The sequence below is a fragment of the Candidatus Mycoplasma mahonii genome (assembly GCF_030550815.1).
GTDB classification, from domain to species: domain Bacteria; phylum Bacillota_I; class Bacilli_A; order Mycoplasmatales; family Metamycoplasmataceae; genus Mycoplasma_O; species Mycoplasma_O mahonii.
Genome location: NZ_CP114583.1, coordinates 502,679 through 526,724, shown reverse-complemented (window position 1 = coordinate 526,724; position 24,046 = coordinate 502,679). Strand labels below are relative to the sequence as shown.

The 24,046-nt window shown below is 28.6% G+C and carries 23 protein-coding genes and 1 pseudogene; 21 read left to right on the top strand and 3 right to left on the bottom strand.

Features of this window, described 5'->3' with window-relative positions; genetic code table 4:
- Window positions 1-446 precede the first annotated feature (446 nt).
- The 3 genes from O3I44_RS02615 to O3I44_RS02605 are packed head-to-tail and all read left to right on the top strand — an operon-like array spanning window position 447 to window position 3,796.
- Complete coding sequence (locus O3I44_RS02615) at window positions 447-1,457, top strand: DNA adenine methylase (RefSeq protein ID WP_303716918.1); 1,011 nt, start codon at window positions 447-449, stop codon at window positions 1,455-1,457.
- Entirely contained in the window at window positions 1,450-2,322 is an 873-nt protein-coding gene (locus O3I44_RS02610) for a DNA adenine methylase (protein ID WP_303716916.1), read from the top strand. The genes O3I44_RS02615 and O3I44_RS02610 overlap by 8 nt, the downstream gene beginning before the upstream one ends.
- Complete coding sequence (locus O3I44_RS02605; protein WP_303716914.1) at window positions 2,309-3,796, top strand: AlwI family type II restriction endonuclease; 1,488 nt, start codon at window positions 2,309-2,311, stop codon at window positions 3,794-3,796. The genes O3I44_RS02610 and O3I44_RS02605 overlap by 14 nt, the downstream gene beginning before the upstream one ends.
- Before the next feature lie 524 nt (window positions 3,797-4,320).
- On the opposite strand, the gene O3I44_RS02600 is transcribed toward O3I44_RS02605, so the two are convergent.
- Window positions 4,321-4,623 carry a hypothetical protein gene (locus O3I44_RS02600; protein ID WP_303716913.1) on the bottom strand — a complete coding sequence of 101 codons (303 nt, stop codon included), beginning with the start codon at window positions 4,621-4,623 and terminating at the stop codon, window positions 4,321-4,323.
- A 554-nt stretch (window positions 4,624-5,177) separates the two neighbouring features.
- Between O3I44_RS02600 and O3I44_RS02595 the strand changes: the two genes are divergently transcribed.
- The 8 genes from O3I44_RS02595 (at window position 5,178) to O3I44_RS02560 (ending at window position 12,256) form a co-directional block, all read left to right on the top strand.
- Complete coding sequence (locus tag O3I44_RS02595; RefSeq protein ID WP_303716911.1) at window positions 5,178-6,182, top strand: PDDEXK family nuclease; 1,005 nt, start codon at window positions 5,178-5,180, stop codon at window positions 6,180-6,182.
- Between the two features lie 653 nt (window positions 6,183-6,835).
- Window positions 6,836-7,528: a hypothetical protein gene (locus tag O3I44_RS02590; RefSeq protein WP_303716909.1), complete on the top strand. Its 693-nt coding sequence runs from the start codon at window positions 6,836-6,838 to the stop codon at window positions 7,526-7,528.
- A gap of 138 nt (window positions 7,529-7,666) precedes the next feature.
- Window positions 7,667-8,530: a DNA adenine methylase gene (locus tag O3I44_RS02585; RefSeq protein ID WP_303716900.1), complete on the top strand. Its 864-nt coding sequence runs from the start codon at window positions 7,667-7,669 to the stop codon at window positions 8,528-8,530.
- Window positions 8,514-9,101, top strand: coding sequence for a PD-(D/E)XK nuclease superfamily protein (locus O3I44_RS02580; RefSeq protein WP_303716899.1), 588 nt, complete (start codon window positions 8,514-8,516; stop codon window positions 9,099-9,101). Before O3I44_RS02585 ends, O3I44_RS02580 begins: the two co-directional genes overlap by 17 nt.
- Before the next feature lie 912 nt (window positions 9,102-10,013).
- On the top strand, window positions 10,014-10,145 hold the full coding sequence (locus O3I44_RS02575) for a hypothetical protein (protein WP_303716897.1): 132 nt from the start codon (window positions 10,014-10,016) through the stop codon (window positions 10,143-10,145).
- A gap of 101 nt (window positions 10,146-10,246) precedes the next feature.
- Window positions 10,247-11,491 (top strand): AAA family ATPase, encoded by a 1,245-nt coding sequence (locus O3I44_RS02570; RefSeq protein ID WP_303716895.1) that lies wholly within the window; start codon window positions 10,247-10,249, stop codon window positions 11,489-11,491.
- A 176-nt stretch (window positions 11,492-11,667) separates the two neighbouring features.
- Entirely contained in the window at window positions 11,668-12,084 is a 417-nt protein-coding gene (locus tag O3I44_RS02565) for a hypothetical protein (RefSeq protein ID WP_303716893.1), read from the top strand.
- Window positions 12,085-12,091: 7 nt separating this feature from the next.
- A complete protein-coding gene (locus O3I44_RS02560; RefSeq protein WP_303716891.1) occupies window positions 12,092-12,256 on the top strand; it encodes a hypothetical protein in 165 nt (54 codons plus the stop codon).
- Between the two features lie 307 nt (window positions 12,257-12,563).
- Here the strand turns inward: O3I44_RS02560 and O3I44_RS02555 are convergent, their stop codons facing one another.
- On the bottom strand, window positions 12,564-12,860 hold the full coding sequence (locus tag O3I44_RS02555; protein WP_303716889.1) for a hypothetical protein: 297 nt from the start codon (window positions 12,858-12,860) through the stop codon (window positions 12,564-12,566).
- A gap of 142 nt (window positions 12,861-13,002) precedes the next feature.
- Window positions 13,003-13,152 (bottom strand): hypothetical protein, encoded by a 150-nt coding sequence (locus tag O3I44_RS02550; RefSeq protein WP_303716883.1) that lies wholly within the window; start codon window positions 13,150-13,152, stop codon window positions 13,003-13,005.
- Window positions 13,153-13,791: 639 nt separating this feature from the next.
- Here O3I44_RS02550 and mnmA point away from each other — a divergent pair.
- The 10 genes and pseudogenes from mnmA (at window position 13,792) to rplW (ending at window position 24,013) form a co-directional block, all read left to right on the top strand.
- Window positions 13,792-14,904: a tRNA 2-thiouridine(34) synthase MnmA gene (gene mnmA / locus O3I44_RS02545; RefSeq protein ID WP_303716876.1), complete on the top strand. Its 1,113-nt coding sequence runs from the start codon at window positions 13,792-13,794 to the stop codon at window positions 14,902-14,904.
- Between the two features lie 126 nt (window positions 14,905-15,030).
- Window positions 15,031-16,191, top strand: coding sequence for a BMP family ABC transporter substrate-binding protein (locus O3I44_RS02540; protein ID WP_303716861.1), 1,161 nt, complete (start codon window positions 15,031-15,033; stop codon window positions 16,189-16,191).
- Between the two features lie 73 nt (window positions 16,192-16,264).
- Window positions 16,265-17,797, top strand: a complete 1,533-nt coding sequence (locus O3I44_RS02535) for an ABC transporter ATP-binding protein (RefSeq protein ID WP_303716856.1) — start codon at window positions 16,265-16,267, stop codon at window positions 17,795-17,797.
- The gene (locus O3I44_RS02530; RefSeq protein WP_303716838.1) at window positions 17,790-19,562 is read left to right on the top strand and encodes an ABC transporter permease subunit; all 1,773 of its coding nucleotides are present in this window, start codon (window positions 17,790-17,792) and stop codon (window positions 19,560-19,562) included. Before O3I44_RS02535 ends, O3I44_RS02530 begins: the two co-directional genes overlap by 8 nt.
- Entirely contained in the window at window positions 19,562-20,470 is a 909-nt protein-coding gene (locus tag O3I44_RS02525) for an ABC transporter permease (protein WP_303716830.1), read from the top strand. Before O3I44_RS02530 ends, O3I44_RS02525 begins: the two co-directional genes overlap by 1 nt.
- A 237-nt stretch (window positions 20,471-20,707) precedes the next feature.
- Window positions 20,708-21,037: a hypothetical protein gene (locus tag O3I44_RS02520; RefSeq protein WP_303716823.1), complete on the top strand. Its 330-nt coding sequence runs from the start codon at window positions 20,708-20,710 to the stop codon at window positions 21,035-21,037.
- Between the two features lie 445 nt (window positions 21,038-21,482).
- The gene (gene rpsJ, locus O3I44_RS02515) at window positions 21,483-21,785 is read left to right on the top strand and encodes a 30S ribosomal protein S10 (RefSeq protein ID WP_303716817.1); all 303 of its coding nucleotides are present in this window, start codon (window positions 21,483-21,485) and stop codon (window positions 21,783-21,785) included.
- 48 nt (window positions 21,786-21,833) lie between these two features.
- Window positions 21,834-22,494: pseudogene (gene rplC / locus O3I44_RS02510) on the top strand (50S ribosomal protein L3); the annotation flags it as partial.
- A gap of 413 nt (window positions 22,495-22,907) precedes the next feature.
- Window positions 22,908-23,498 carry a 50S ribosomal protein L4 gene (gene rplD, locus O3I44_RS02505; RefSeq protein WP_303716812.1) on the top strand — a complete coding sequence of 197 codons (591 nt, stop codon included), beginning with the start codon at window positions 22,908-22,910 and terminating at the stop codon, window positions 23,496-23,498.
- A complete protein-coding gene (gene rplW, locus O3I44_RS02500) occupies window positions 23,498-24,013 on the top strand; it encodes a 50S ribosomal protein L23 (protein WP_303716808.1) in 516 nt (171 codons plus the stop codon). The genes rplD and rplW overlap by 1 nt, the downstream gene beginning before the upstream one ends.
- Window positions 24,014-24,046 lie beyond the last annotated feature (33 nt).

Here is a 24,046-nt window from a genome sequence, read left to right as displayed (position 1 = left end):
GAAAAAATAAACTTATCATAATGTATTTATTTCAAAATTTTCTCTTGCCATGAAAAAGGAAAATTGAGAACAATGATATGATAGTTTAAGAGACGAATGGTACAATGAATTAGAAAATAGAATAGAAATATATGACGATTGGCTTAAAAAAGCGCTGCAATATATATGGGTCACCTCTATTAGCGAAATCATATATCGTTCTAGAGTAGTTTATAAAAAAACAAAATCCTTTAATATTGTTTAATACCATATTGAAGGAGAAAAATGTATTATAAATTTGTACATAAAATAGTGGTAGTAAATGAAGTCAAATGGATTAATGTGTTTGGCAAAGAACAAACAAAAATAAAACTCTGCATCATTGAAGGAGGTCGATTTTAGATGTGTTGCAAGAAATGTTTAACTAATATGAATATATAATTTTGTTTTATTGCTATAATTTTTTCATGTATAAACCTTACAATAGAAGATATATTGGAAATAAAAATAAACTCAATAATTGGATTAGAGAAGAATTAATTAAAACAGGCGGAGATTCTTTTTTAGATATTTTTGCTGGGACAGGATCCGTAGCATTTCACAATTTAAACTATTACAAAAAAATTGGCTTAAATGATAATCTTTTCCATAATTTTATTTTATATAATGCATTTTTTTCTTCAGAAATCATCGACAAGTCTAAAATATTAGGCTTCATAGATAAGTTTAATAATCTTAAATATAAAGGAAATATTTTCTCCAGAAAATATGGAAATAAATTTTTTACAAAAAAGGACGCTTCTAAAATATGGGAAGCTAGAAAATATGTTGAAAAGAACAAAGAAATATTAACAAATCGTGAATATTTTATTTTAATTTCTATAATAATTTTGGCTGCTGATAAATCATCCAGAAGTGTGGGACACTTTGAATCTTATTTAAAGACCGGTAATTTTAAAGAAATAATTTTCAAAGAATTATTTATTGATATCTATAGTAATGAATTTAAAATATATAACATGGATTCTAATATTCTCGCTAAAGAAATAGAGTATTATGACGTTGTTTATGTTGACCCGCCTTATAACTCAAGACAATATGCGTATTTCTATCATGTTCTCGAAACCATTGCATTAAATAATCTAACCGATGATGATAGCTTTATTGGTGAAGTATCAAAACCATTATACATATATGAAAAGACATCAGAATACAGTAAGGCGCTTGCTCCCAAGGCTTTCAACGATTTGATAGAAAATTTAAATTGTAAGTATATTGTAGTTTCTTATAATAATACATTTAATCCAAAATCATCATCATCGAAAAATAAAATTTCATTTAAACAAATAAAAGAAATTCTATCCAAAAAAGGAACATTGACTATAAAGAAAAAAACCTATAAATTTTTTAATTCTGGAAAAACAAGCTTTAGCGATCATAAGGAGTATTTATTTACTGTTGAGGTTAATAATGATTAGATCCCCACTTTTTTATTCTGGTGATAAATATAAGATTTTAGATCAAATATTACCATATATTGACGAGAACAAGAGATTTATAGACCCCTTTGTGGGCGGTGGTAGTATTGTTGCTAACATAAATAACAAACAAATTTGAGTGAATGATACTAATAAACATATAATATATCTACTGAAATATTTTAAAAATACTGATTTGCATTTAATAATTAAGAATATTGTAAAAGTATCTAAAAAATATAATCTTTCACTATCTGCATACAACAAGTATGAAAAGAAGGGCGACAAAAATTTTTTCTCTAAAATTAATAAAGAAGGGCAATTAAGGTTAAGGTCTGATTTTAATAAAACAAAGTCAACAAAGCTTTTATTTCCACTAATTTTATATAGCTACAATAGATTGATTCGTTTCAATGGTTCTGGTGATTACAATGTACCAGTTGGCACGCTGGATATAAATAAGAATGTTATTAAACATATAGAAGAATATACATCTGAAATTAAACAAAAAGACATAAGATTCACAAATCTTGATTTTAAAAATATAATAATGAAAGCAGGAGAAAGAGATGTTGTATTTATAGACCCTCCTTATCTAATATCAAATGCTGAATATAATTCAAATTGATTTGAAAAAAATGAAATAGAATTATACAAATACATAGATGAAGCAATAGAAAGAGGGGCTGATATTTTGGTAACAAATTATAAAAAAAGAGGGGCTATGAAAAACGAGATATTTTCAAAATTTTTGAAAAACAAAACAAAAATCAAATTAAGAAGTTTTCATTATTCATTTCATAACAATTCAGGAAATGATGCTATTGAATATTTAGTAATTGGAGATAAAAATGTCAAGAAATAGATACAAACCAATTTCTTTTTCAAAGACACTGAGAAATCCATTGAGAATTTTAGAATTTTTATTAGTTATCAGTGATTTTGAGAATCAAAAATTAACTAATGAATTATGCATGGACATTGAAAAAGAATTGATTAGAATTCATGTATATAAGCCAACCAAAGTTTCTTCTGAAATATTGAATAAAAGAAAGAAAAATGAAAAGTTATCAGATAAAGAAGTGGCAATAGTTATCAAAGAGAATCCACAAAATCACAAAGAAAGTCATTTTGATAAGGGTTGGCCTTCCAGATTTTCTACACATTTTTCAGTAATTATGGAACTTGGTTTAATATCAATAATAATGGATCTACCTATTATAATTACTGAAAAAGGAAAGCAATTATTGAATGATGATGTTGATTTGGTTTCTATTTTATCACACTCTATAAAACACATCTTGATAGGTAGTTATATGAAACCTGGAACAAAAAATAATCAACAGGTTTATCTAACTTTTTTAAAAGCATTTAGCTTAACTAAGCAAATTAATGAGCAACAATTTTATGCGTTGTGTTGTTCAAAAGACTCTAGCATGGAGTCCATTAAATTCTTATTAAAAAATAATACTAAGAGCGATATTGAAAAGCATTGATCATCTTCATTCCATATGAATGAATTTGAAAATAGAAATGAGGTCATTGACGATATTAAAAGAAAACTATTTTTAACATCTTCCTTTGATTTTATTAAAAAAAATAATAAAGAAATGATAGTAGAATTAAAAGAGGAAATCAATATTCAGGATGAATTAAATTTGATAATTCATTGTTCAACTTTGTCAGACAAAAAATATTGAGAAAAATTATCAAACAGAATTTCTGTTCCCACAGGTAAAAGACATAATAAAATAGATTTTATAAATTATTGAATTGAAAAATTAACTTTTGAAGATTGTTCAGAATTATTAAATTGCTGTATGAATAAGACAAAAGTGAATATAAGCGAGTTATTATATGTTCCTAAATTCGTTTTATTAGAAATGGCAGTTGGGTTAATTATTTTCAAAACACACAAAAATATTGACATTAATTTAAATCTTAATTACGATGACCATTATATTCCTACGGCACCCGCCCCTGGAGGGAAACCAGACATAGAATTAAAATATTTTGGCAGAAAGATAAATGTCGAAGTTACCTTATTAAGAGGTGTGTCACAACATATTAACGAAAGTCAATCTACAATCAGACATATGACAAATTCAAAATCTGATTCAGTTTTATTTTTAGCTCCATCGATATCAAGAGACTTAGCATCAAATTACCAATTTGAAATCGATAGAAGGAATCAAGATATTGGTGCATTAAAGATTTCCTCATTCTTAAAATTGATAGAATCAACTAATATTAATGAAATAATAGATTTATCTAAAAATGTACTTATTCAAAAAAACATATTTGATGATAATTTATTTCTCAAAATAAATAAAATATAAATTTTTGTTCACTCAGCCAACCATAAGGACTTTTGTAAAATAAGTTGGTGGTGAAAAACCTACTGAATGCAATAGAAATAAGTTTTTTTACCAGTTTAATATTTATTATGAATCTTTTTATAGATATTACTTGTTTGGGTTATTCATGCTAAAAAATAATGATAATAATAAAGATTTTAATTCTGTTTTGTCCAGGGGTAAGTGGACCTAATTTTCAGTAATGAAAAAAGATCTTTCAATGCCGTTATTGGTTCTGCTTAATTATATTCTATTAAATGTTTTTGAATAGTAGTTATTGACAAATTTATTTAGGATTAATAAATCTTTATTTGTATATTTATTTAAATTTTTCCCCTTAGGGATTAATCTTCTTATAATTCTATATTTATTTTCTAGTGTCCCTTTTTCTCCTAAACAATATGGATGACAATTAAACAGCTTACTTATATCGATGATTTCATGAAGCAAATTATTTTCACCGTCATTATCTATGGTGAGAGTATTAATAGTTATATCATTTGTTTCTATAATGTCTTTAAAGCTTTTTTGAAACCTATCATTGTTCGATCATAGAAGGCTGAATAGAAATTTCCGCTATGGATATCAATAAGGGTTAGTAGGGCTTGATCATCAGCTCTTTTTCCAACAACACTATCTATTTCATAGTTATTTGGTTGTTGCCTTAATAGTATCTTGTCAGGCCTTACTTCGATACTGTTATATTTAACTGGTTTTTTGCGTTCATCATCTGATTTAAGACTAAAAAAGGGCTTTTTAGTGCTTGGTAATCATTTATAAATAAAACTATAATGTGGGGATTTTGCCATGTAATATATTCAACTCCTTTTAGGTGCATATCCATCATGATATCTTTTTTTGAACTCCTTCATAAATTCATCAACGGATCTTTTAGCTTTTACTCCCAGTATTTTTTCGTGGAATAAATGCTTACAAACCTTAATAAAGTTTAGATAAATTACTTCAGATTAAGAAGCACACATATAATCCCAATTAACTTTCCTCTGATCTCTTTGCTGCTAGTATTGCTTGAAACTATAATAGATGCGGATGCGAGAACCTTGTCAATAGTTTTGTTTATTTTTCCTTCACACTTCTCTTTTACAGCTATTCAAGCATCTTCTTATCTTTCCGTTGGATATGCCTGTTTCCCTACTAATGTCATATCCTAATAATTTTTTGTTGGCATTATCTAATGCTAAATGTTTGTATAATTTCATTGGCCACTTTTCTTTCTAATTAGTCTACAAACCAATTGTAAGGCAAAGGGCTTTTATAATGAAATTTTTAGATGCACTTAGGTGTGGACAGAACATCTTTTGATTAAATAATTTACAAACTATTATTGGTATATAATTTATTTATGTCAAAAAATATAATTTATAAAACACAGGAATTAAATATTTTAAAAATAAATCAGGATAAAGGATTTAAAGAAGAAAAAATACATAAATATTTTGAAGAGCACCTAAATGAAATAGTTGGTGCAGATAAAATTGATAGTGAGTATAGAATAACGGTTACTGTAGCTAATGCCAGAGAAACTGAAGGCAGAATTGATACACTTGCAATTGATTCCGATAACAGACCTGTAATTATAGAATATAAAAGGGACAAAATAGAAGATGCTCTTATCCAGTCACTCTTTTATAAAAACTGATTAAAAACAAATAAAAGACAATTTTACTTAGAGGTTAAAGATATATTTGATAAACGAGCAGACAACATAAATTGAAACATTAGAGTAATATTGGTTGCTCAAGAATTTGATAAATGGACTCTTGCGGCTACAAAATTTATCCCGGGATTAGAGTTATTTAGATTTAGTTTTTATGGAGGATTTAAATATTTTAATCTTGAATATATTAAAGATACTAAGGAGAAAAAGATTTCCAATAATAATGAAAATATTATCCAAAATAAAACCAAATTTATAGAAATCATGGATGCTCATACTAATAAGCCGGTTGACTACGAAAGTGCAATCGATGTGATAAATAAATTTGGGAATAAAGGCATAACAAATTTAAAGAGATATGAAACGCTCTCCCCTCAATTACAAAAAATATTTCATAAAGTAACTGAATATATGCATAGTCTTGATGAATATGTTGAGTTAGTAAAGAATAAAGATTATTGAGTTTGAAAAACCTCGAAGACATTTGCTGAGGTAATTTTCAGAAGGAAGAAGATATTAATTCAATTGGATTTAGACAAAATGTCAGAGGATAACCCAAAATATAAATGAATGGGCGATAAAGGCCATTGAGGAACGCTTAAATCTTGTTTTGAAATTGAATCTAAAAATGATTTTGATGCAATACAACAATACATCAAAGAGTCTTTTAATAGAGTTAATTCTAATTAAGTTTAAATATCTATTTTTTTATCTTTAAGAAATTATAAATACTAAATTCTATTTTAAGTATATTATTTTGCATCTAGTCCATTAATTTATTTATGAACAAACTCTAATGCAAAATAACTATAATCACATAAATAATTATTTATTTTATGTTCATCAGCCTAATTACTTTTAGATAATTTTTAGAAACGTCTAATATAAACTTCTCCATTAAATATGCGCAGTATAAATGTATGTAAAGATTAAGTAATTCATCTCAATCACATAAGTGGTAACTATTGTTACGCAATCAATAAATAATTATATAAAATATATTTAATAGTACATGGAGACACCGTTAGTATCAATTATGATCTTTATTTTAAAGGCGGAATTCAGCATGGGGAAATAATAAAAGATCATAAATTGACCATTAGATCAGTTGAACAAATTTTTGATTTTCAAAAAAGAAATGCTTGGACTAACTTCCGGGGGATACATAGGACATAGCAACAAAATTTTCTAATGATACAAATCTGACAAGCAAAAACGTTGTATATAGAGTAAAAATAAACTCAATAGAAAAACATAAATAATATTTTTCCATTAAAAACCCATATCTTCTCACAGGATCCATGGATCCTTGTTTATTTTTCTATTATTGAGATAATTTATTTATGAAAAAAAACTATGAAGGATGATTTGATTTCATCCACCGCAACTTTAAACCAGGAACTTCCACAGACATCGCCATCCATATTGAAAAAGAAGCTCGGAAACAAGGTTTTATGCCTGATAACAAGAACATAAGAGCTAAAGTTCGTCAAATATTGCCAATAGCAACGGGTAATGGTCCTAGTACAAGAAAAGTGATTTGAAATGCATTTTGATATGATTCTTCAAAAAAGTGATATTATTTACCATATGATCTAATTTTATCGCAAGAAACATTATCATTAGATTCTTTAAAAGAAGTGAATGAACGGAAAGATACTGGAGCTACCATCACCACTACTTCTCCCAAAGATAAAGCAATCAAGCATTCTCAATTATTAAAAATTATTAGAGATTATGCAGTTGCACAAGGTTATGAGGCAGAACCAGAAAAAGATGGCATAGATTTATTAGTTAAAAAAAATGAAAAGTATATTATCAATGAGGTTAAAGCATATAAAAATTCTATTTATATAGCCGTTGGTCAAGTCCAGTTTTATAAGTATTCCTTAATGAAGCGTTATTCACTTGAATCAGATAAAATCTCCAAGCTAAACATTGTTGGCGACTTTGTTCTAGATCAAAAATTCGAGGGATTCCTGGATATGTTGAATATAAACTACATTAACATTAATAACATCAAAGAAATGTTTTAATGTTATAAACACTATTAGGCCGATCAAAAAAACAGACTCAAAAGGAGTTTGTTTTAGAATTAAATATAATTTTCTTTTTTATTATATTTTTATGTTTTTTACTATTTTAACCAACCATAGTTGGTATATAATATCTAAGTGAATAAACCAACCATAGATCCTTTTGTAAAATGAGTCGGCGGTAAAAGACAACTGGTCAATGAAATAGCACAAAGGCTTCCTAGACAATTTAATACTTACCATGAACCATTTGTAGGTGGCGGTGCTTTATTATGGCATTTATTACCCCAAAAGGCCTATATATCTGATCTTAATCGTGAGCTAATTAATGCTTATCGAGTTATTAAAACAAGATCTAGACAATTAAGAGAATACTTATTACTAATGGAATATGGTCATTCAGAAGTATTCTTTAACAAGATTAGAGGCATCGACCGTAATGATACTCAAGACTTAAGAATGCTTTCCATGAAAGACTCAAGCCTTCTTAGAGCAGCTAGGTTCATTTATTTAAATAAAGCTGACTTTAATGGTCTTTATCGTGTTAATGCTGCTGGGTTTTTCAATGTTCCTTCTGGCAAAAAGAAAAAGGTTAAAACACATGATTTTGCTAATTTAAAGGATTTAGCTGATTATTTGACAAATAATGATATTGCTATTATGCACAAGAGCTTTGAAAAAATTCTTGATGATACCAAGAAGGGTGACTTTGTTTATTTTGATCCACCCTATGATTATGAAAAGGGGACAAATGGCTTTGATAGTTATCAAAAAGGTGGATTTGGTGTGGAAGGACAAAAGAGTCTAGCATTAGTTTGCCAACAACTTCATCAAGCGGGAGTTATGTTTATGGTCTCTAATCACCATACCGAGCTCATTAAAGACTTATATCAAGACTTTAACATGAGTGTTGTGCAAGCTAAAAGATTAGTTGGTGGTAAAGGCGCTTCTCGACAAGATGTCCAGGAGGTAATAATAACTAATTATGATTATCAAAAATAAAGGAACTGGTGCTGGAGGATCTAACACAAATCTTCATGGCATTCGATTTGAAGAAGATACCTATTTAAAAGACTGAATCATTAAAGCTGGTTTTACTTTGGAACCTATTAAACAAAGTACTCTGCGATCTGAGTTATATAAAATTTTTGAAGGTGATAAACTGATGGCTTATTATGGCAGACAAGGTCAGATTTATCATGCGCTTAAATTACATAATCTTGATCAATTCAGCAATGAACATATTAGTAAAGTCTTATCTAAAAAAATAAATCCTGATGGATTTATCTTGTGTCTTGCTCGTAATCATCTCACTATCTTTGAAAAGAAATGACAACAAACATCTGGTTCTGTTGATGAGAAGATCCAAACCGGACCATTTAAATTATTGATGTTTGAAAAGCTTTTAAGGAACTCAGGCATATCGTGTCAATATAATTATATTCTCTCTCCATGATTCCAAAGCAAGGTTTATCGTAATGTGAAAGAATATTATGAAGATAATAAAAAAATCAATATTTGAGTTGATGGTGTGAATTTGCAAGACTTAAGCATTGAAAATTACATTAAATAAAATATAAGTGAAAAATTCACACATCAATAGTGAAAGCATCAGATAATATTACATTCATTATAAAAGTATTACATATCAATTCCAAAAAATATTTTGATAAAAACATTTATTTGAAGTAGTTCATAAACAGATTATCGATAAAAGGAGTTATATTGTCCTAATGATTAAATGAAAATAGATCAATCCATTTTTTTATACATAAATATGATGTAAATAATAATGATGTTGTTTTGCTACATATATTACTTATAATCATTAATTCTATTTATAATAAAAAAGATAGTTGACTAAAGTGTAAGTAATTACAGTTAACCATTCATGTGGATAATTTTCCTTATCTTTTTATAAACGACAATATGAAGTTAATAATCATTATAGAGTTGGGACTTTGGACCATATATCATTATTTATATGAAATCCCCCCAAGACCATTTGGACAAAAATGAGGAGAAGGACATTTAAAATCTTTTTTTGATGATAAACTATAATGGCCTTCAAAACAAAAAGACCCAAATTTCAACAATGGAAATTATGATTTTTGATATGAAGGGGAAAAAATAGAAGTTAAGGCAAATAGGGCAAATGATAAAAATATGGACTCAAGTAAACATATAGTACAAAAAGCATTGAGTTTTATGGACAAGAACACATCAAATTTTGATATTAATTTTCAACAAATAAAACCTAAAGAAGCCGATTGATTTATATTTATAACTGTTTAAAGAGATAAAATAGAATATTATTTATTTAAAAATATCAAATAATAAACAATAAATACTTTAATGATAAACAACACAGGGGAAATATAGGTGAAGGTCAATTACACTTTACAGAACGTAATATAAATGAATTTATTGATTATAAAATAAATATTAGAGATCTTTTATCAGAAATAAAAAAGGATCTAAGATAATGAAAAATAAAAAACCTAAAAAAATTCCCAAAAGACCCAAAGCTTTCCAAGACCTGCTAGACAAATCGGTCAATTTGCCTCCAAAGAAAAACAAAAAAAGAGCAGAAATAACTGCTCTTTTCTTAATATAATTATTTACCTACCATAAGGGGATAATTACCAAAAAAAATAATATATGTGTTAATTTTTTTAACACTGTGTTATAATATTGATACTAAGAAATGAGTTAATTATGAATATTAGTTTATTAAATATAAAAATTAAGAATTTTAAGTCTATAAAAGAAGTAAATTTTAATTTACGCTCTAATACAAATAAAATTGAAAAAGAAATTTTACTTGATATATTTAAGAAGACAGCTGATGGTAAATATGGTATTCCATCATATGTTGCATTGTTTGGAATAAATTCAATCGGGAAAACAACGATCTTGCATGCTATCACGTTAATTTCGTATTCTTTTAATGAGACAATTGAAAACGCAGTTATGAGAAATATTATAATTAATAAAATGGATTTATTTAAGAATAAAAAGTCATCAACACTCTCTACACAAGATATCCAGCATCAAATTAAAAATGAGAAGGGGCCTTTATTTCAAAATTGAAAAGAACAAACTTTAAATTTGCTTTTAAGATTTCATAAACTTTTTTCGAATGATGATAAAGTACCTATACAAATTGAATTAACTCTTGAGGTGGGATCTGATGTTATTGATGTATTATACACATTATCTATTGATGGCCACATGTCACTTTCTTTCCAATCAGAAAATGTTTCTAAATTCAACAAAGAAGACATTATTATTGAATACTTATCAAATATATCATCTCCAACAATGAAATTTTCGTCCTCAAATAACACAATTCCTCATTTTATTGCAGATATTAATGAGGAATATATACCTAAATTGGCTTCCGATATTTTGCCTATGATGTCAACTATTATTGGTAAAAAAAAATTAAACAAGATCATTAAACTGGCAGATCCAAATTTTGAAAAACTAGTATGAATAAATTTAAAGGGTAAAGGTGTTGTAGAAAAGATTGTCACATCTGGTAAATTTCAATCATTAGATGTTTTATCTACCGGAACACTCCATTTTATTAATAATATCTATAGAATCATTAGCGGTGTTAAATCAAAAAATTTTAAAGGTGGATTAGTCCTCATTGATGAAATTGAAACTTCTTTGCATAAAGAGCTTATAAATGTTCTTAAATTCATCATGATAAGAGAATTTGAAAAAAATAATACTCAATTCATCTTTACAACACATAATCCTCTATCGGTCTCTTCTGTAACATCAAAAAAACAGATATATTCTCTAGAGGCATCTGCAGACAAACATATTGTTTCAAAATTATCCAAAACTCTTAAGCCAGGCAATAATTTAACTAAAAAATATGAGGAAGGATTTTTTTCTGGATATCCGGATATAGAAGAGGCCAGAAATGTTATTTCTGATATATTCTAATGAAATATATTTTGGTGATTTCAGTTGAAGGGGATAAATCTAATACTTAAGTTAATTTTTATAGTGGTTTAAACCATCATGTTAGTGAGGTTGTCATCAATTGCATTGCAATCGGAAAATGCAAAAACAGTGATTAAAGGAAAAAAGAAATTGAGGGTAGGATAAAATTTGCAACTATGCAAATTTATGCAAATGTATCTATTAAAACAATGGATTTATGCATATTTTATGTGGGAGATGGTGATAACAAAAAAGATATGGAACCTATGGATAGATCAATGGAAGTTTGTACCTCATTTTTTAAATGTTTTTATAAAGATAATAAAATAGATATTAATAATATATTAATCTTTGATAAAAAAATGTCATTTGAAACATCACTTGAAAGAATACCTGGAGCAGAATTTAAGTCACAGAAAAAAGGTACAAATATACATTTGTTTAATAACTTTGCCGAGTCTGTATCATGATTTTATAATGACAGAAAACTTAATTGAGATAAAATTATTGATGACTTAAATAAAATTAAAACGAGTCATGTAAAAATATTTACTGAAGTTTGTAAAAAAATAAATAAAACAGAAAGTGTATAATAAAAATATGAAAAATAGAAATGTCAAAGTAATACTTATGGGTTCTGTTGTTACTGTTCCCTTTGTTGCTCTAACTACAATTGGTCCGAAAATATCATCCAAAAATGAACTTGATAAGAACGCAACACCTTCAAACATAATGCTATCTAATCATAGTAAAACAAAGCGTTAATGCTTTATTAATTTTGCTAAAGATACCTTATTATAATTACAATACAACTTCTACTAAGAGCATAATAAAGTTCCTTAATGTAATCCCATAAAATTCAAAATAAATTGACAATGAACTAGATATATGTTTAACTCATGACAATAATTTTGTTAATTTTTATAATTATCTTCAATCTATCATTACCCATTCTGGCATTACTAAAAATGTTTTGATCAATCCATGACTAATATCCAGGTGATTAATATCGAAGATTTTTTACTTTCTTTAAAAGAAAAAGTAAAACTAATTAATAAATAACATTTATTATCTAAGCTTTAGGCATTAAATAACTAATCACAATGGCAGTAATCTCACTGCTGTTTTCTTTTCAATTATTATGTTGGCTAATAGCCTTATTAATTCCGGTGAAAACCTTGTAGATGGTAGGATGAGTGATTTTCTTATCTGTTTCTCCAGGTCTTTTACGACCATTTTTAATATAATCATAGTACTTAACATTTGGTCAATTCATTTGATAAACAAAATCCTCGATTGTTAATCCTAATAGCTTTCTAATTTTTTCTAGCATCTTTGCTTCATTGATGATTTCGTTGTGTTCTCACATAGATGTATTATGGAACTATGGTTCTTATTTTACAACCAACTATGGTTGGTAATCTACATATAGTTAAAACATAAAAAGGAATTATGGTTCCCTTATTGGTCTTTAAAAACGAATGATGAACCCACCATTTTCAATTTATTTATTAATTGATTTCACTTTCATAACTAAAATCTTTTCTCCCGAGATGTTCTTTTTCATAAGTTTCTAGGTCTTTTCTTTCTTTCTTTGTAATAGTTTTAGCGGTTCTTTTAGCTGCTAAGGCTTTCATTTTTTCAAATTCTTTATCTATCATGTTGTTTTCTTCTTTATCTTTTAATATCCTCAATAAAATTATGGCTGATGCAAGTTGATACTGCATTGAGATGAGAATATCAATATCCAAACAACCATTATTATTATAATCCAGTTAATAGTTCATGAATAAAATTTTATACTGTTATTTTATAACTATTAATAAACTGGCGATTAATAATCTGCGCTTGCTTTTCATAAACAAATTATAACGATAATGATGTAGTAAAGCAAATGATCTATTTGCTTTAGTATTAATTTTTAATAACTTCTTAGCAACTTTATGATTTCATGTAATAACTTGTGGGGGTATTTTGGCAAAAGCAAATTCATAATCAACAGATATCACTATAGTTCATAACTAAACTAAAATATATAAAACTTAATACAAACAGAAAACATTAACAAAAGACCTTTAATGGTGCATTCATACAATCACTAAAGTGATCGTTATTTTATATGACTCTCTATACTTCACTAAAATAACCATTGTCATCAATAATATTACACAGTTGTCCAGACTTTATACTTAGAAGAAAATCCATAATGTTCCTCAAATATAACTTAGAATAAAAAAGATTAATTGTGAGTCACCCAAAGAAGAATTAAAAAAATATAGCAAAACACTTATAATAAAACCATGTTAAAAATAGTAGTTGGAATGTCAGGTGGTGTTGATTCAGCAGTGACCGCATATATCTTAAAACAACAAGGCCATGAAGTGGTTGGTGTTTTTATGCGTAATTGAGACTCTACTGCTAATAACGATATTTTAGGCAATCCGACGCAAAATAAAGTTATTTGTCCAGAAGAACAAGACTGACAAGATGTTGTTGCACTTGGTAAACAAATTGGAATTAAAGTTCAAAGAGTAGATTTTATTACCGAGTATTGAGATGATGTCTTTAAAGATCTCATTGATCAATACAAAAAAGGCCGTACACCAAACCCTGATGTTCTTTGCAATAAATATATTAAATTTGGAGCCTTCCATGATTGGGTTGAAAAACATATTCCTAATGTTGATTATATTGCTATGGGTCATTATGCTGATGTTAAAGATGGAATTTTATCTATGCCGCATGATCATTGAAAAGATCAAACTTACTTTTTATCGCAAGTAACGCACCAACAATTAAAGAAAGTCTTATTTCCTTTGGCAAATCTTACAAAATCAGAAGTCAGAAAAATCGCCAATGACAATCACTTAGTTGTTGCTAATAAAAAAGATTCTACTGGTATATGTTTTATTGGCGAAAGAGATTTTGCTCAGTTTTTACAAAATTACATACCGGCTCAACCAGGAGATATTATTGATATTATCACCAAAAAGAAAATTGGTGAACATATTGGGGTTATGTATTACACCATTGGTCAAAGAAAAGGTTTAAACTTAGGTGGTATGACTGAACCTTATTATGTAGCTGGTCATGATCTTTCGAAAAAAATTATTTATGCAGCACCTCTTTCTAATAAAGAGTATTTATTATCCGATGAAGCTTTAATTACTGATATGAATTGAGTCATCAAAAATTATGTACCTAAAAATTTGATGGTTAAATTTAGATATAAGTCAGATGCTGTTTCGGCCACCATGACTTGAAATAATGATAATGTTGTTTTAAAATATTCTGAAGGATTTGAAGCTGTTACTCCTGGCCAACAAGCCGTTTTCTATGATGGTAACAAATGTTTAGGAGGAGGCATCATTGATCGTGTTTATAAAGATGGTTTAATGAAAGAATTTTTGTAGATTTATTAAATATTGACATTCTTGAAAAGTAGTTTATAATCAATAATGTAGAAGGAAATTAAATAAATAATGTAGAAGGAAATTAAACAAATATTTTATGTACTAAAATATTAGAAAAGGAAAAAAATGCAAAAATTAAATAAAATTTTATTAAACATAGGAGCTATGGGTGCAATTTTAACATCAGTAACTGCAGCTGTTGCATGTGGTAGTAGTAGTGGAGGAATAAAAAATATTCCTTATTATGAATCGACAGTTGTCCAAACAGATATGAATATGGCAAATACATTTTTTGTTTCTGATGGTGGATCAATTAAAGACAAATCCTTTAATGAATCATCATTAACGGGAATGCAAGAGGCAAGGGGTGTTACAGGAGAAGGCATATTTACTTCAAATGTTAAATCTCCAAGTGAACCATCGGAAATACTTAATAATTATTCATCAGTTAAGACTAGTGGAGGAAAATTAATTGTTGCTTCAGGATTTCATCATAATGGTCCTCTATCTAAGTTTGCTCCAGCTAATCCTAATATGGGATTCGTATTTGTAGATGGCACATTAGATGTTGAGAGAGAAAATAAGACAATGGTTCAAGCAGCAAATGTTGCTTCTATAGTTTTTGATATGAAAGCACCTTCATTTGTCATGGGTGTTCTTGCAGCAGCTAAGGCTTTATCTGTTGATGAAGTAACACCAAATATTGGTGTATATGGTGGAGCTAATATACCACCAGTAACTGCGTTCATAAATCCGTTTAAGGCTGGTATAGGTTATTTTAATGAACACCTAAAAGCATTATCAGCACCAGATGTGGCAATTGAAGACGGCGGATTTGTTGATAATTTTAATGTCGGAGGAAAATCAAAAACAGCTGCTGATTTATTGGCTAGTGAGGGTGTAGAACTTCTTATGGCTGTTGGTGGACCGCAATATAATGATGCTCTTGCAGCAGTTAAGGCAACAAGTCATGGTCAAATAATTGGCGTAGATGTTATACTTCACAACATTATTGGAAGTAGTGACCAAGCACTAGTATTTGGTTCAATAACAAAAGCGTTAAAAAAAGCAACAAAAGATACTATAAATGCAATATATGATAATGTTTCAACATTAGGACTTGGTAAAATTTACACAGGTAAATTATCAAATCAAGGTTCAGGTATTTCATTAGCTGGAATCGATAAAACTTCCCTTGCAGATATGAAAGCATCTTTAAAAGCTGCCACAAATGTAAATGATTCTGAAATTGCAGAAATTATTGCAGCAGCTAATGCAGTTAGGTAATTAATACAAAAAATTAAAGTTATTATATGCTAAATCTTAGTAATAATGCTTTAATTTTATTTAGAAAGGATATATGGTAAATAAAATTATAGAATTTGTGGATTTAACAAAGAAATTTGGAAAAATAATCGCTAACGATTCAATAAACATGTCCATTAATAAAGGTGAAATCCATGCAATAATTGGCGAAAACGGTGCTGGTAAATCAACTTTAATGTCCGTTTTATTTGGTATATATCAACCTAATGGTGGTTATATCAAAGTAAATGGTAAACAAGTGACTATTCATGATCCTAAATATGCAACTTCTCTTGGCATTAGTATGGTGCACCAACATTTTAAGCTTGTTGATGTTTATAATGCAGTCGAGAATATTGTTTTAGGTAGAGAAGATAGAAAAGGATATATATATAATGATTTATCTAAGTCAAAGAAAAAAATTCAAATTTTATCTAAACAATTTGGACTAAATATTAACTTTAAAACAAAGGTTAGCAATATGCCTATTGGTATGCAACAAAGAGTTGAAATATTGAAAATGTTATATTCAAAAGCAGATATACTTATTTTTGATGAACCTACAGCAGTTCTTTCACCTAAGGAAATTAATGGTTTTTTAAGGTTGGTGAAGAATTTTCAAAAGCAAGGTAAAACAGTTATTTTAATTACTCATAAATTAGAAGAAATAAAAGAGATTGCTAATAATGCAACTATTATACGAAGAGGCAAAGTTGTGGGTTCTTGTGATGTTAAAAAGACAACCGTTAAAAAAATGGCTGCAATGATGGTTGGTAAAGAAATTATTAATGTCAAGAACAAATTCATAGATGCTTCAAAGAACAATAACATTCTAAAGGTAGAAAATTTAACGGTTATAGATCATGACTCTAAGAAGAAAACACTTAATAATGTAAGTTTTCATGTTAATGAGGGAGAAATTGTTGCAATTGCTGGCGTAGAAGGTAATGGCCAATCAGAGTTGGCGCTTGCTATATCTGGATTAACAAAATCAGATTCTGGATCAATTTGACTTTCGGGGTATAATTTAACAAAGTCATCAATCAGAAGAAGATATGAAAAAGGTCTTTCTCATATTCCAGAAGATAGACATAAATATGGCTTGATTCTTGATATGACCATTAAAGACAATATGTCATCGCAAATATTTTATAAACATCCCTTTTCAAAGTATGGAATTATCAAAAATGGACCTGCAAACGATTTTTCATTAGGAGTTGTTTATGATTTTGATGTTAGAGGATCTAACAATGGTGATTCAATATCAAGATCTCTTTCAGGAGGGAATCAACAAAAGGCGATTGTTGGAAGAGAAATGAAAAAACCTCATAATTTATTAATGGCAGTTCAGCCCACAAGAGGTCTTGACCTAGGCGCTATAAGTAATATTCATGATGCTATTTTAATTGAAAAACAAAAGAAAAAAGGTATTTTGCTTATATCTTATGAATTAGATGAAATATTATCTCTTGCAGATCGTGTCATTGTCTTTAATGACGGCAAAATTACTGGAGAATTAAATGCTAAAAACATAACTAGGAATAAGGTTGGTGAATTTATGGCCAAGAGAGAAGTGGATAATGCTTAAAAATTATTATGATGCATTTAAAGAACATGCAAATAAGCAAGAAACTAGAACAAATGCTAATAAAGTGAAAGTTTCGCTAATATCTATTTCCCTTGGGCTTCTTGCTGGAACTATTATTGTTTGGATTATGGGATCAAATCCAATTGATTTTATTTCCCAATTATTCACATCATCATTTAAAAATTCTGCAACAATTAATCAATTATTAATTTTTGTATCAATATTTACAATGTCTGGATTAGCCAATGCTTTTGCATTTAAGACTGGGCTTTTTAATATAGGTGTTTCCGGGCAAATGTTAGCAGGTGGAGGTGTTGCTATGTATCTTTCATTAACTGTTTTCAATGATATGAATAAAGTTTTGGCAATTCCATTATTGTTTATTATAGCCGCTTTAATAGCTGGATTTATAGGTTTAATAGTAGGGCTATTAAAGACAATATTTAATATTCATGAAGTTGTAAGTACAATTTTATTAAACTGAATTATATTTTATTTAATAAAGTATATTTTTACATACACAGTTGACCCAGGAAGCAGAAAATATATGACTTCATCTGGTGAATCGGAATATACTAATCACACTTTTGCCAATAGCGGGATTGTGACAGATGGAGGATGGCAAATTGCAGTTATTGTGACCATCATTGCTGTGATAACTATTTTCTTGATATTGAAATTCACTATTTTGGGGAAAAATCTTAAAATGACGGGCATAAATATTGATGGAGCAAAATATGCTGGTATAAACACCAAGAAAGCTGTTATTACATCATTAGTCATTTCTTCTTTATTAGCTGGATTATTGGGTGTAATATTTTACTTTGGTGCCAAAGGATCAATGCCAACCTTTACATCAAATACACTTCCGGCAATAGGATTTGATGGAATAGCTTTGGCATTGCTTGCATTTAGTAACCCAATTGGTATTGTGCCTGTAGGTATACTATATGGTGTATTTAAGGTTTCAGGGTTTAGCATCACTTCATTGCCTCCGGCATATGCAAATGAACTCATTTCATTAGTATTTTCTATAATGATTTATTTTGCTGCAATATCCACATTATTTTATAGATTTAAACCATTATCATTTATTTATAAACAATTAATGATACGAAAAAAACAAGAAATAGGGATTTTAATTATTAGCAACAAATCAAGTGAAAATAAGTTATATGATAAACTGAAATTAATAAGTGATAAAAAATCTGATGAATACAAAAACAAACTTATTTTATACAAAATTTTAAAGAGGGATAATCAAACGAAAGTGAATGATTTGCACATGAAATTATTTAATGAAGAAATAAAGTTAAATTATCAAATAAGTAAATCGTATGTAAACACTCATTTACATAATAAAAGAAAACTTTCTATTTCATTTGCAAAAATGTCTCTAAACACCAATGTGTTAATATTAATGAAAAATAAAAACATAATTAAAGATCTTAGAAAAGAAATCAGGGAATTAAGACGTTCTAAGTCAGATGGTTATTTAAAATCAATGAAAAATTTAACAAGCAAAATAAATGGTCTTAAGTCATTAATTAAGCATGACAAAAGTAGAAATGTGCAACAATTAGTGAAATTGAAAAAGGATTATAAAAAACACATTGATATGATTAATAAAAAGGAAAAAATCAGAAGAAACTTGGCTTTTATTGAATATGATAAATTGAACATAAGAAATTCAAAGTTATCAAAAGATGCTAAATTAAGATTAGTTGTAACAATAAATAAAAAAGTATTAGCAAGGAGCAAATAATGATAATAATCACTACCGGAATATTATTAGCAGTTGTTCTGTCTATTGCTGCTACTGCTGGAATGTTCTCTGAAAAATCAGGAACAGTTAATATCGCCATTAATGGAATGATGGTAGGTGGAGCATTGGTTTATTGGTTGCTTTCTAAGAGTTTTGATCTAAAAGGACCTATGCAGATTGTTGGTTATTTAATTGCCATGCTCTCCGGAATAATAATTGGTGGTTTATTTGGTTTTGCTACAATAACGCTTAAAGCAAATCAAATTATCGCTGGAACCGCTATGAATCTATTATTTGGAGCACTTGGTTTGTTTATGTGAAAATATAAAGGTGGTACTATATCTAGTCCAATGAACTTTGTTCAGTGAAGAGTGGGTGGAGAAAAGTATCTAACCAGTGATTTTAATTATGTATTTGGACTAATACTTCTTATAGGTATATTAGTAACATGCTTTAGTTGAGCATGATTAAAACTGACACCATGAGGTTTAAGATTTAAGGCTGCTGGTGAAAATCCTCAGGCACTTGATTCTCAAGGTATAAATGTTGTTAAAACTAGATATTATGGTGTTCTTATATCTGGTGTCTTGGCTACTTTAGCTGGTGCTATGTATGCACAGGTCAATAAACAATTTGATGGCAATGTAGCGGGATTAGGATTTATTGCATTAGCATTAATGATTGCTGGACAATGGAATGTTATATACATATTTGTTGCTGCATTTGCATTTGGAATGTTGTATTCAGTTGGTCAAAATATTGCTGTTTATCAAAAATCCATGCAAACATATCAAGCCCTAATCCAAATCATACCATTTATAATTTCGATTGGTATTTTGGTTGCTACTTCTAAAAAATCTCGAGCACCTAAAGCTGCTGGAGTTGCTTATGATAAAGGTAAAAGATAGCACAAAACTCGATTCAACAACATCTACCAAAAGTTGAAGCATTACAACAAATATGAAATGTTGCCCATCTACAAGAATAGCGGTAAAAAACTTTGAAATATTATTAGTGTAGTAAGTTGTGTTATTTCAGCATATTCACTAAACTATAATGTTTTCACAAAGTTGCTAAAAATTTATGTCATCAGACTTGAAAGCAGAGAAGTGCTAAGAAATAGCATTTTTCTTTATAATTTATTTATGAAACAAGTTATCGCTAAAAAAAGAAAGTATTCATATAAAGATGTTTCTAGATGATTCTTTATTTTAATGGTGACTTTTATATCTTTGTATGCATACACTTTTTTAGCTATTTGAATCTATGACTTAAGTATGGGCATTCAATTTCAACTAGAAATTAGATGAGACTCATGAGGCATTTTATACCCTTTGACATTTGGTCCAATTATTAGTGCTGTCGCACAAATAATATATTCTGAAAGAGGTTCGCTTAGTATGAGAGCAATCATGTGGTTTCATGTATTACTCATTATTGTTTTAGTCCCAACGGTAATCGTCTTAACGTTTTAGAAACAATTCTAAAAACATTTAATATATATGGGTATTTTAACTACAACTTTAGATCTCATATTAATTGTTATATATTTTAGTTTATCTTTAAATGAACGATATCTTACTACTCACATTCCAATAAATTTACTATCAGATAAAATCGTTGATATATATTTACTATACCAATGATATAAACATATTTCACTGAAAACACTTTTTATGATATTTGATAATCTAATAATTAATATATTTAACTTGAAGCATTCACACAACCAATTAAGTAAAAGATTTTAGCAAAAATAAAAAATTTGAATATTTTTCATCTTTTTTTATTTTATGTATATAATTAATTAGCAACTAAGTCTATGACACATTAGGTTGCCGATACACCAAAATTAGTTGTTGATGGTTATTGGGTATTAATGTTGAGACTGTTCAAAAAGAACGAAAGGAAACAACGAACATGGAATTAAAAATCAAAATCAAAGCATATGAAGCATCATTAGTTGATTCAGCATCAGTGAAAATTGTTGCTGTTGCTAAAGCTGCTAATGCTAATGTATCTGGTCCAGTACCACTTCCAACAAGAAGAGAAGTATTTACTGTTCTAAGATCAGTGCATCTTCACAAGAAATCAAGAGAGCAATTTGAAATGAGAACTCATAAGAGATTAATTGTTATTAAAGATGCAGACGCAAAACTTCTTGATAATCTAAAAAGATTAGAACTTGCATCAGGTGTTCAAATTAGTGTTGAAACAAAATAAGTTGTAAAGAATAAACTATGCTCTTGTAATAGAGCCAATGGAGGTAAAATGAAAGGTATTTTAGGAAGAAAAATTGGGATGACACAAGTCTTTACAGATCATGGACAGTCAATTCCTGTTACGATAGTTGAGGTTAAACCTAATATTGTAACTGCAATATTTACAAAAGAAAAAGATGGTTACATTGCAACACAAATTGGTGTTGAAGATGTTAGAACTCATTTGCAAAAAAAAACCAGAAAAAGGACATTTCGCAAAAGCTAATACCGTTCCTAAAAAATTTGTAAAAGAAATCAAAGGTATGCAAGGGTATGACTTAGGGGCCAAATTAGAGGCTTCATTATTCACTCCTGGAGAACTTGTTGATGTTACAGGAACCGGGAAGGGTAAAGGTTTCTCCGGAGCCATCAAAAGACATAATCAAAGTATTGGACCAAAATCTCATGGTGGAGGTGGAGGATCTAAACCAGTAAGATTAACTGGGTCACTTGGTGATATTGCTGGTAATAAAGTTGTTAAAGGAATGACAATGCCCGGACAAATGGGTAATGTAAGAAGAACACAACAAAATTTAGAAATTATTCTTGTTGATCCTAACAATAATACTCTTGTTATTAAAGGTTCGATTCCTGGGCCGAACAAATCATTTGTTATTGTTGAAGATGCTGTTAAAGGTTTACCATCTAAAAACGCAGTTCAATTAGTTAACGTAGAAGAAGCAATGATGAAAAATCAATTGCTTGAAGATGCTAAAAAGGCTGGGGCTGATGTTAATACTGACATGTCTGTTGCAGAAATGGAAGAAGCTGTTAAAGCCGCTCAAGAAGCAAAAGATGTTGAAACAAAAGTAAAAGATGTTGAAACAAAAGTAAAAGATGTTGAAACAAAAGCAAAAGAATCATCTGAAGAAGCTACTAAAACCAAAGAAGCAAAATCTAAAGCTGAACCACTTAACAAAGTGACTGAAGTTATTGAAGCAAAAGCGGCCAAAGCTAAAGCGGATGCTCAAGAAGCACAACAAGTGGCAACCGTCAAAGGTGTTGAAGCAGAAAAACTTCAAGTTGAATCTAAAGAAGTTGAAAATGTTGAAGAAACAATGCCTTTTGGTAAGGGAGAAAAATAATGGAAACAAATATATCATTACCGAAATCAATATTTGGTGTCAAAATTAATACACAAGCCATTTTTGATGTTATTCTATCGGAAAGAGCCTCAAGAAGACAAGGTACTCACAAGGTGAAAAACAAAGGTGAAGTATCTGGAACTGGTAAAAAACCATGAGCACAAAAAGGAACAGGTAAAGCAAGAGCCGCATCACTACGTTCAAATATTTTTGTTGGTGGTGGAGTTGCCTTTGGTCCTACAACTGAACGAAACTATAATTTAAAAATTAATAAGAAAGTTAGAAGATTAGCTCTGAATTCAGCATTAACACTTAAAGCAAATGACAAAGCAGTTATTGTTCAAGATATTAAGTTGGATAAAATCTCAACTAAAAAATTAATTGCAGCCATTGATGATTTAAAACTTAAGCAAAGTTTAAAGAAAGTTCTCATTGTAACTAATAATGAAACAGTCTTTAAATCAGCTAATAATTTACAAAAAATTACCACTATTAAATTAGCATCATTATCTGTAGAAAAAATTGTAAATGCTGATGTTCTTGTTATTAGTGAAGCAAGTATAAAAAAATTAGAAGGAGAGGGTAAATAATGGATCATAATGAAGTAATTAAATACCCAATTCTTTCTGAAAAAACATATGCCCAAATGGAAAATCATGTTTACACATTCGCTGTTGATTTTAGAGCCAATAAGGCTCAAGTTAAGAAAGTTGTTGAATTTATTTTTGATGTTAAAGTTGAAAAAGTTAACATTATGACGGTCCAGAAAAAACCTAAAAAATTAGGAAGATTTGAAGGATTTAAAAATAGATTTAAAAAAGCAGTAGTAACTTTAAAAGATGGCCAAAAGATTAATATTTTTCCTGAGGAAGCTGCTCAAGAAATTAATGATAAAGATAAAAAAGATAAAAAAGATAAAAAAGAAGATATAGGAATATCAGCTGCAGAACAAAAAGCCGCAGATAAAATCGCTCAAAAGCTAAAAGCTAAGGAAGAACAAAAGATTGGTGAAACAAAAGACAATGAATCTAATGTAGCAGCTGTTAAAGTTGAAGAATCTAAAGCAGAACCAGTTAAGAAAGAAACTAAAACAGACGAAAAATAAGCGGTTAAAAGAAAAATATAAGTGAAATCACCG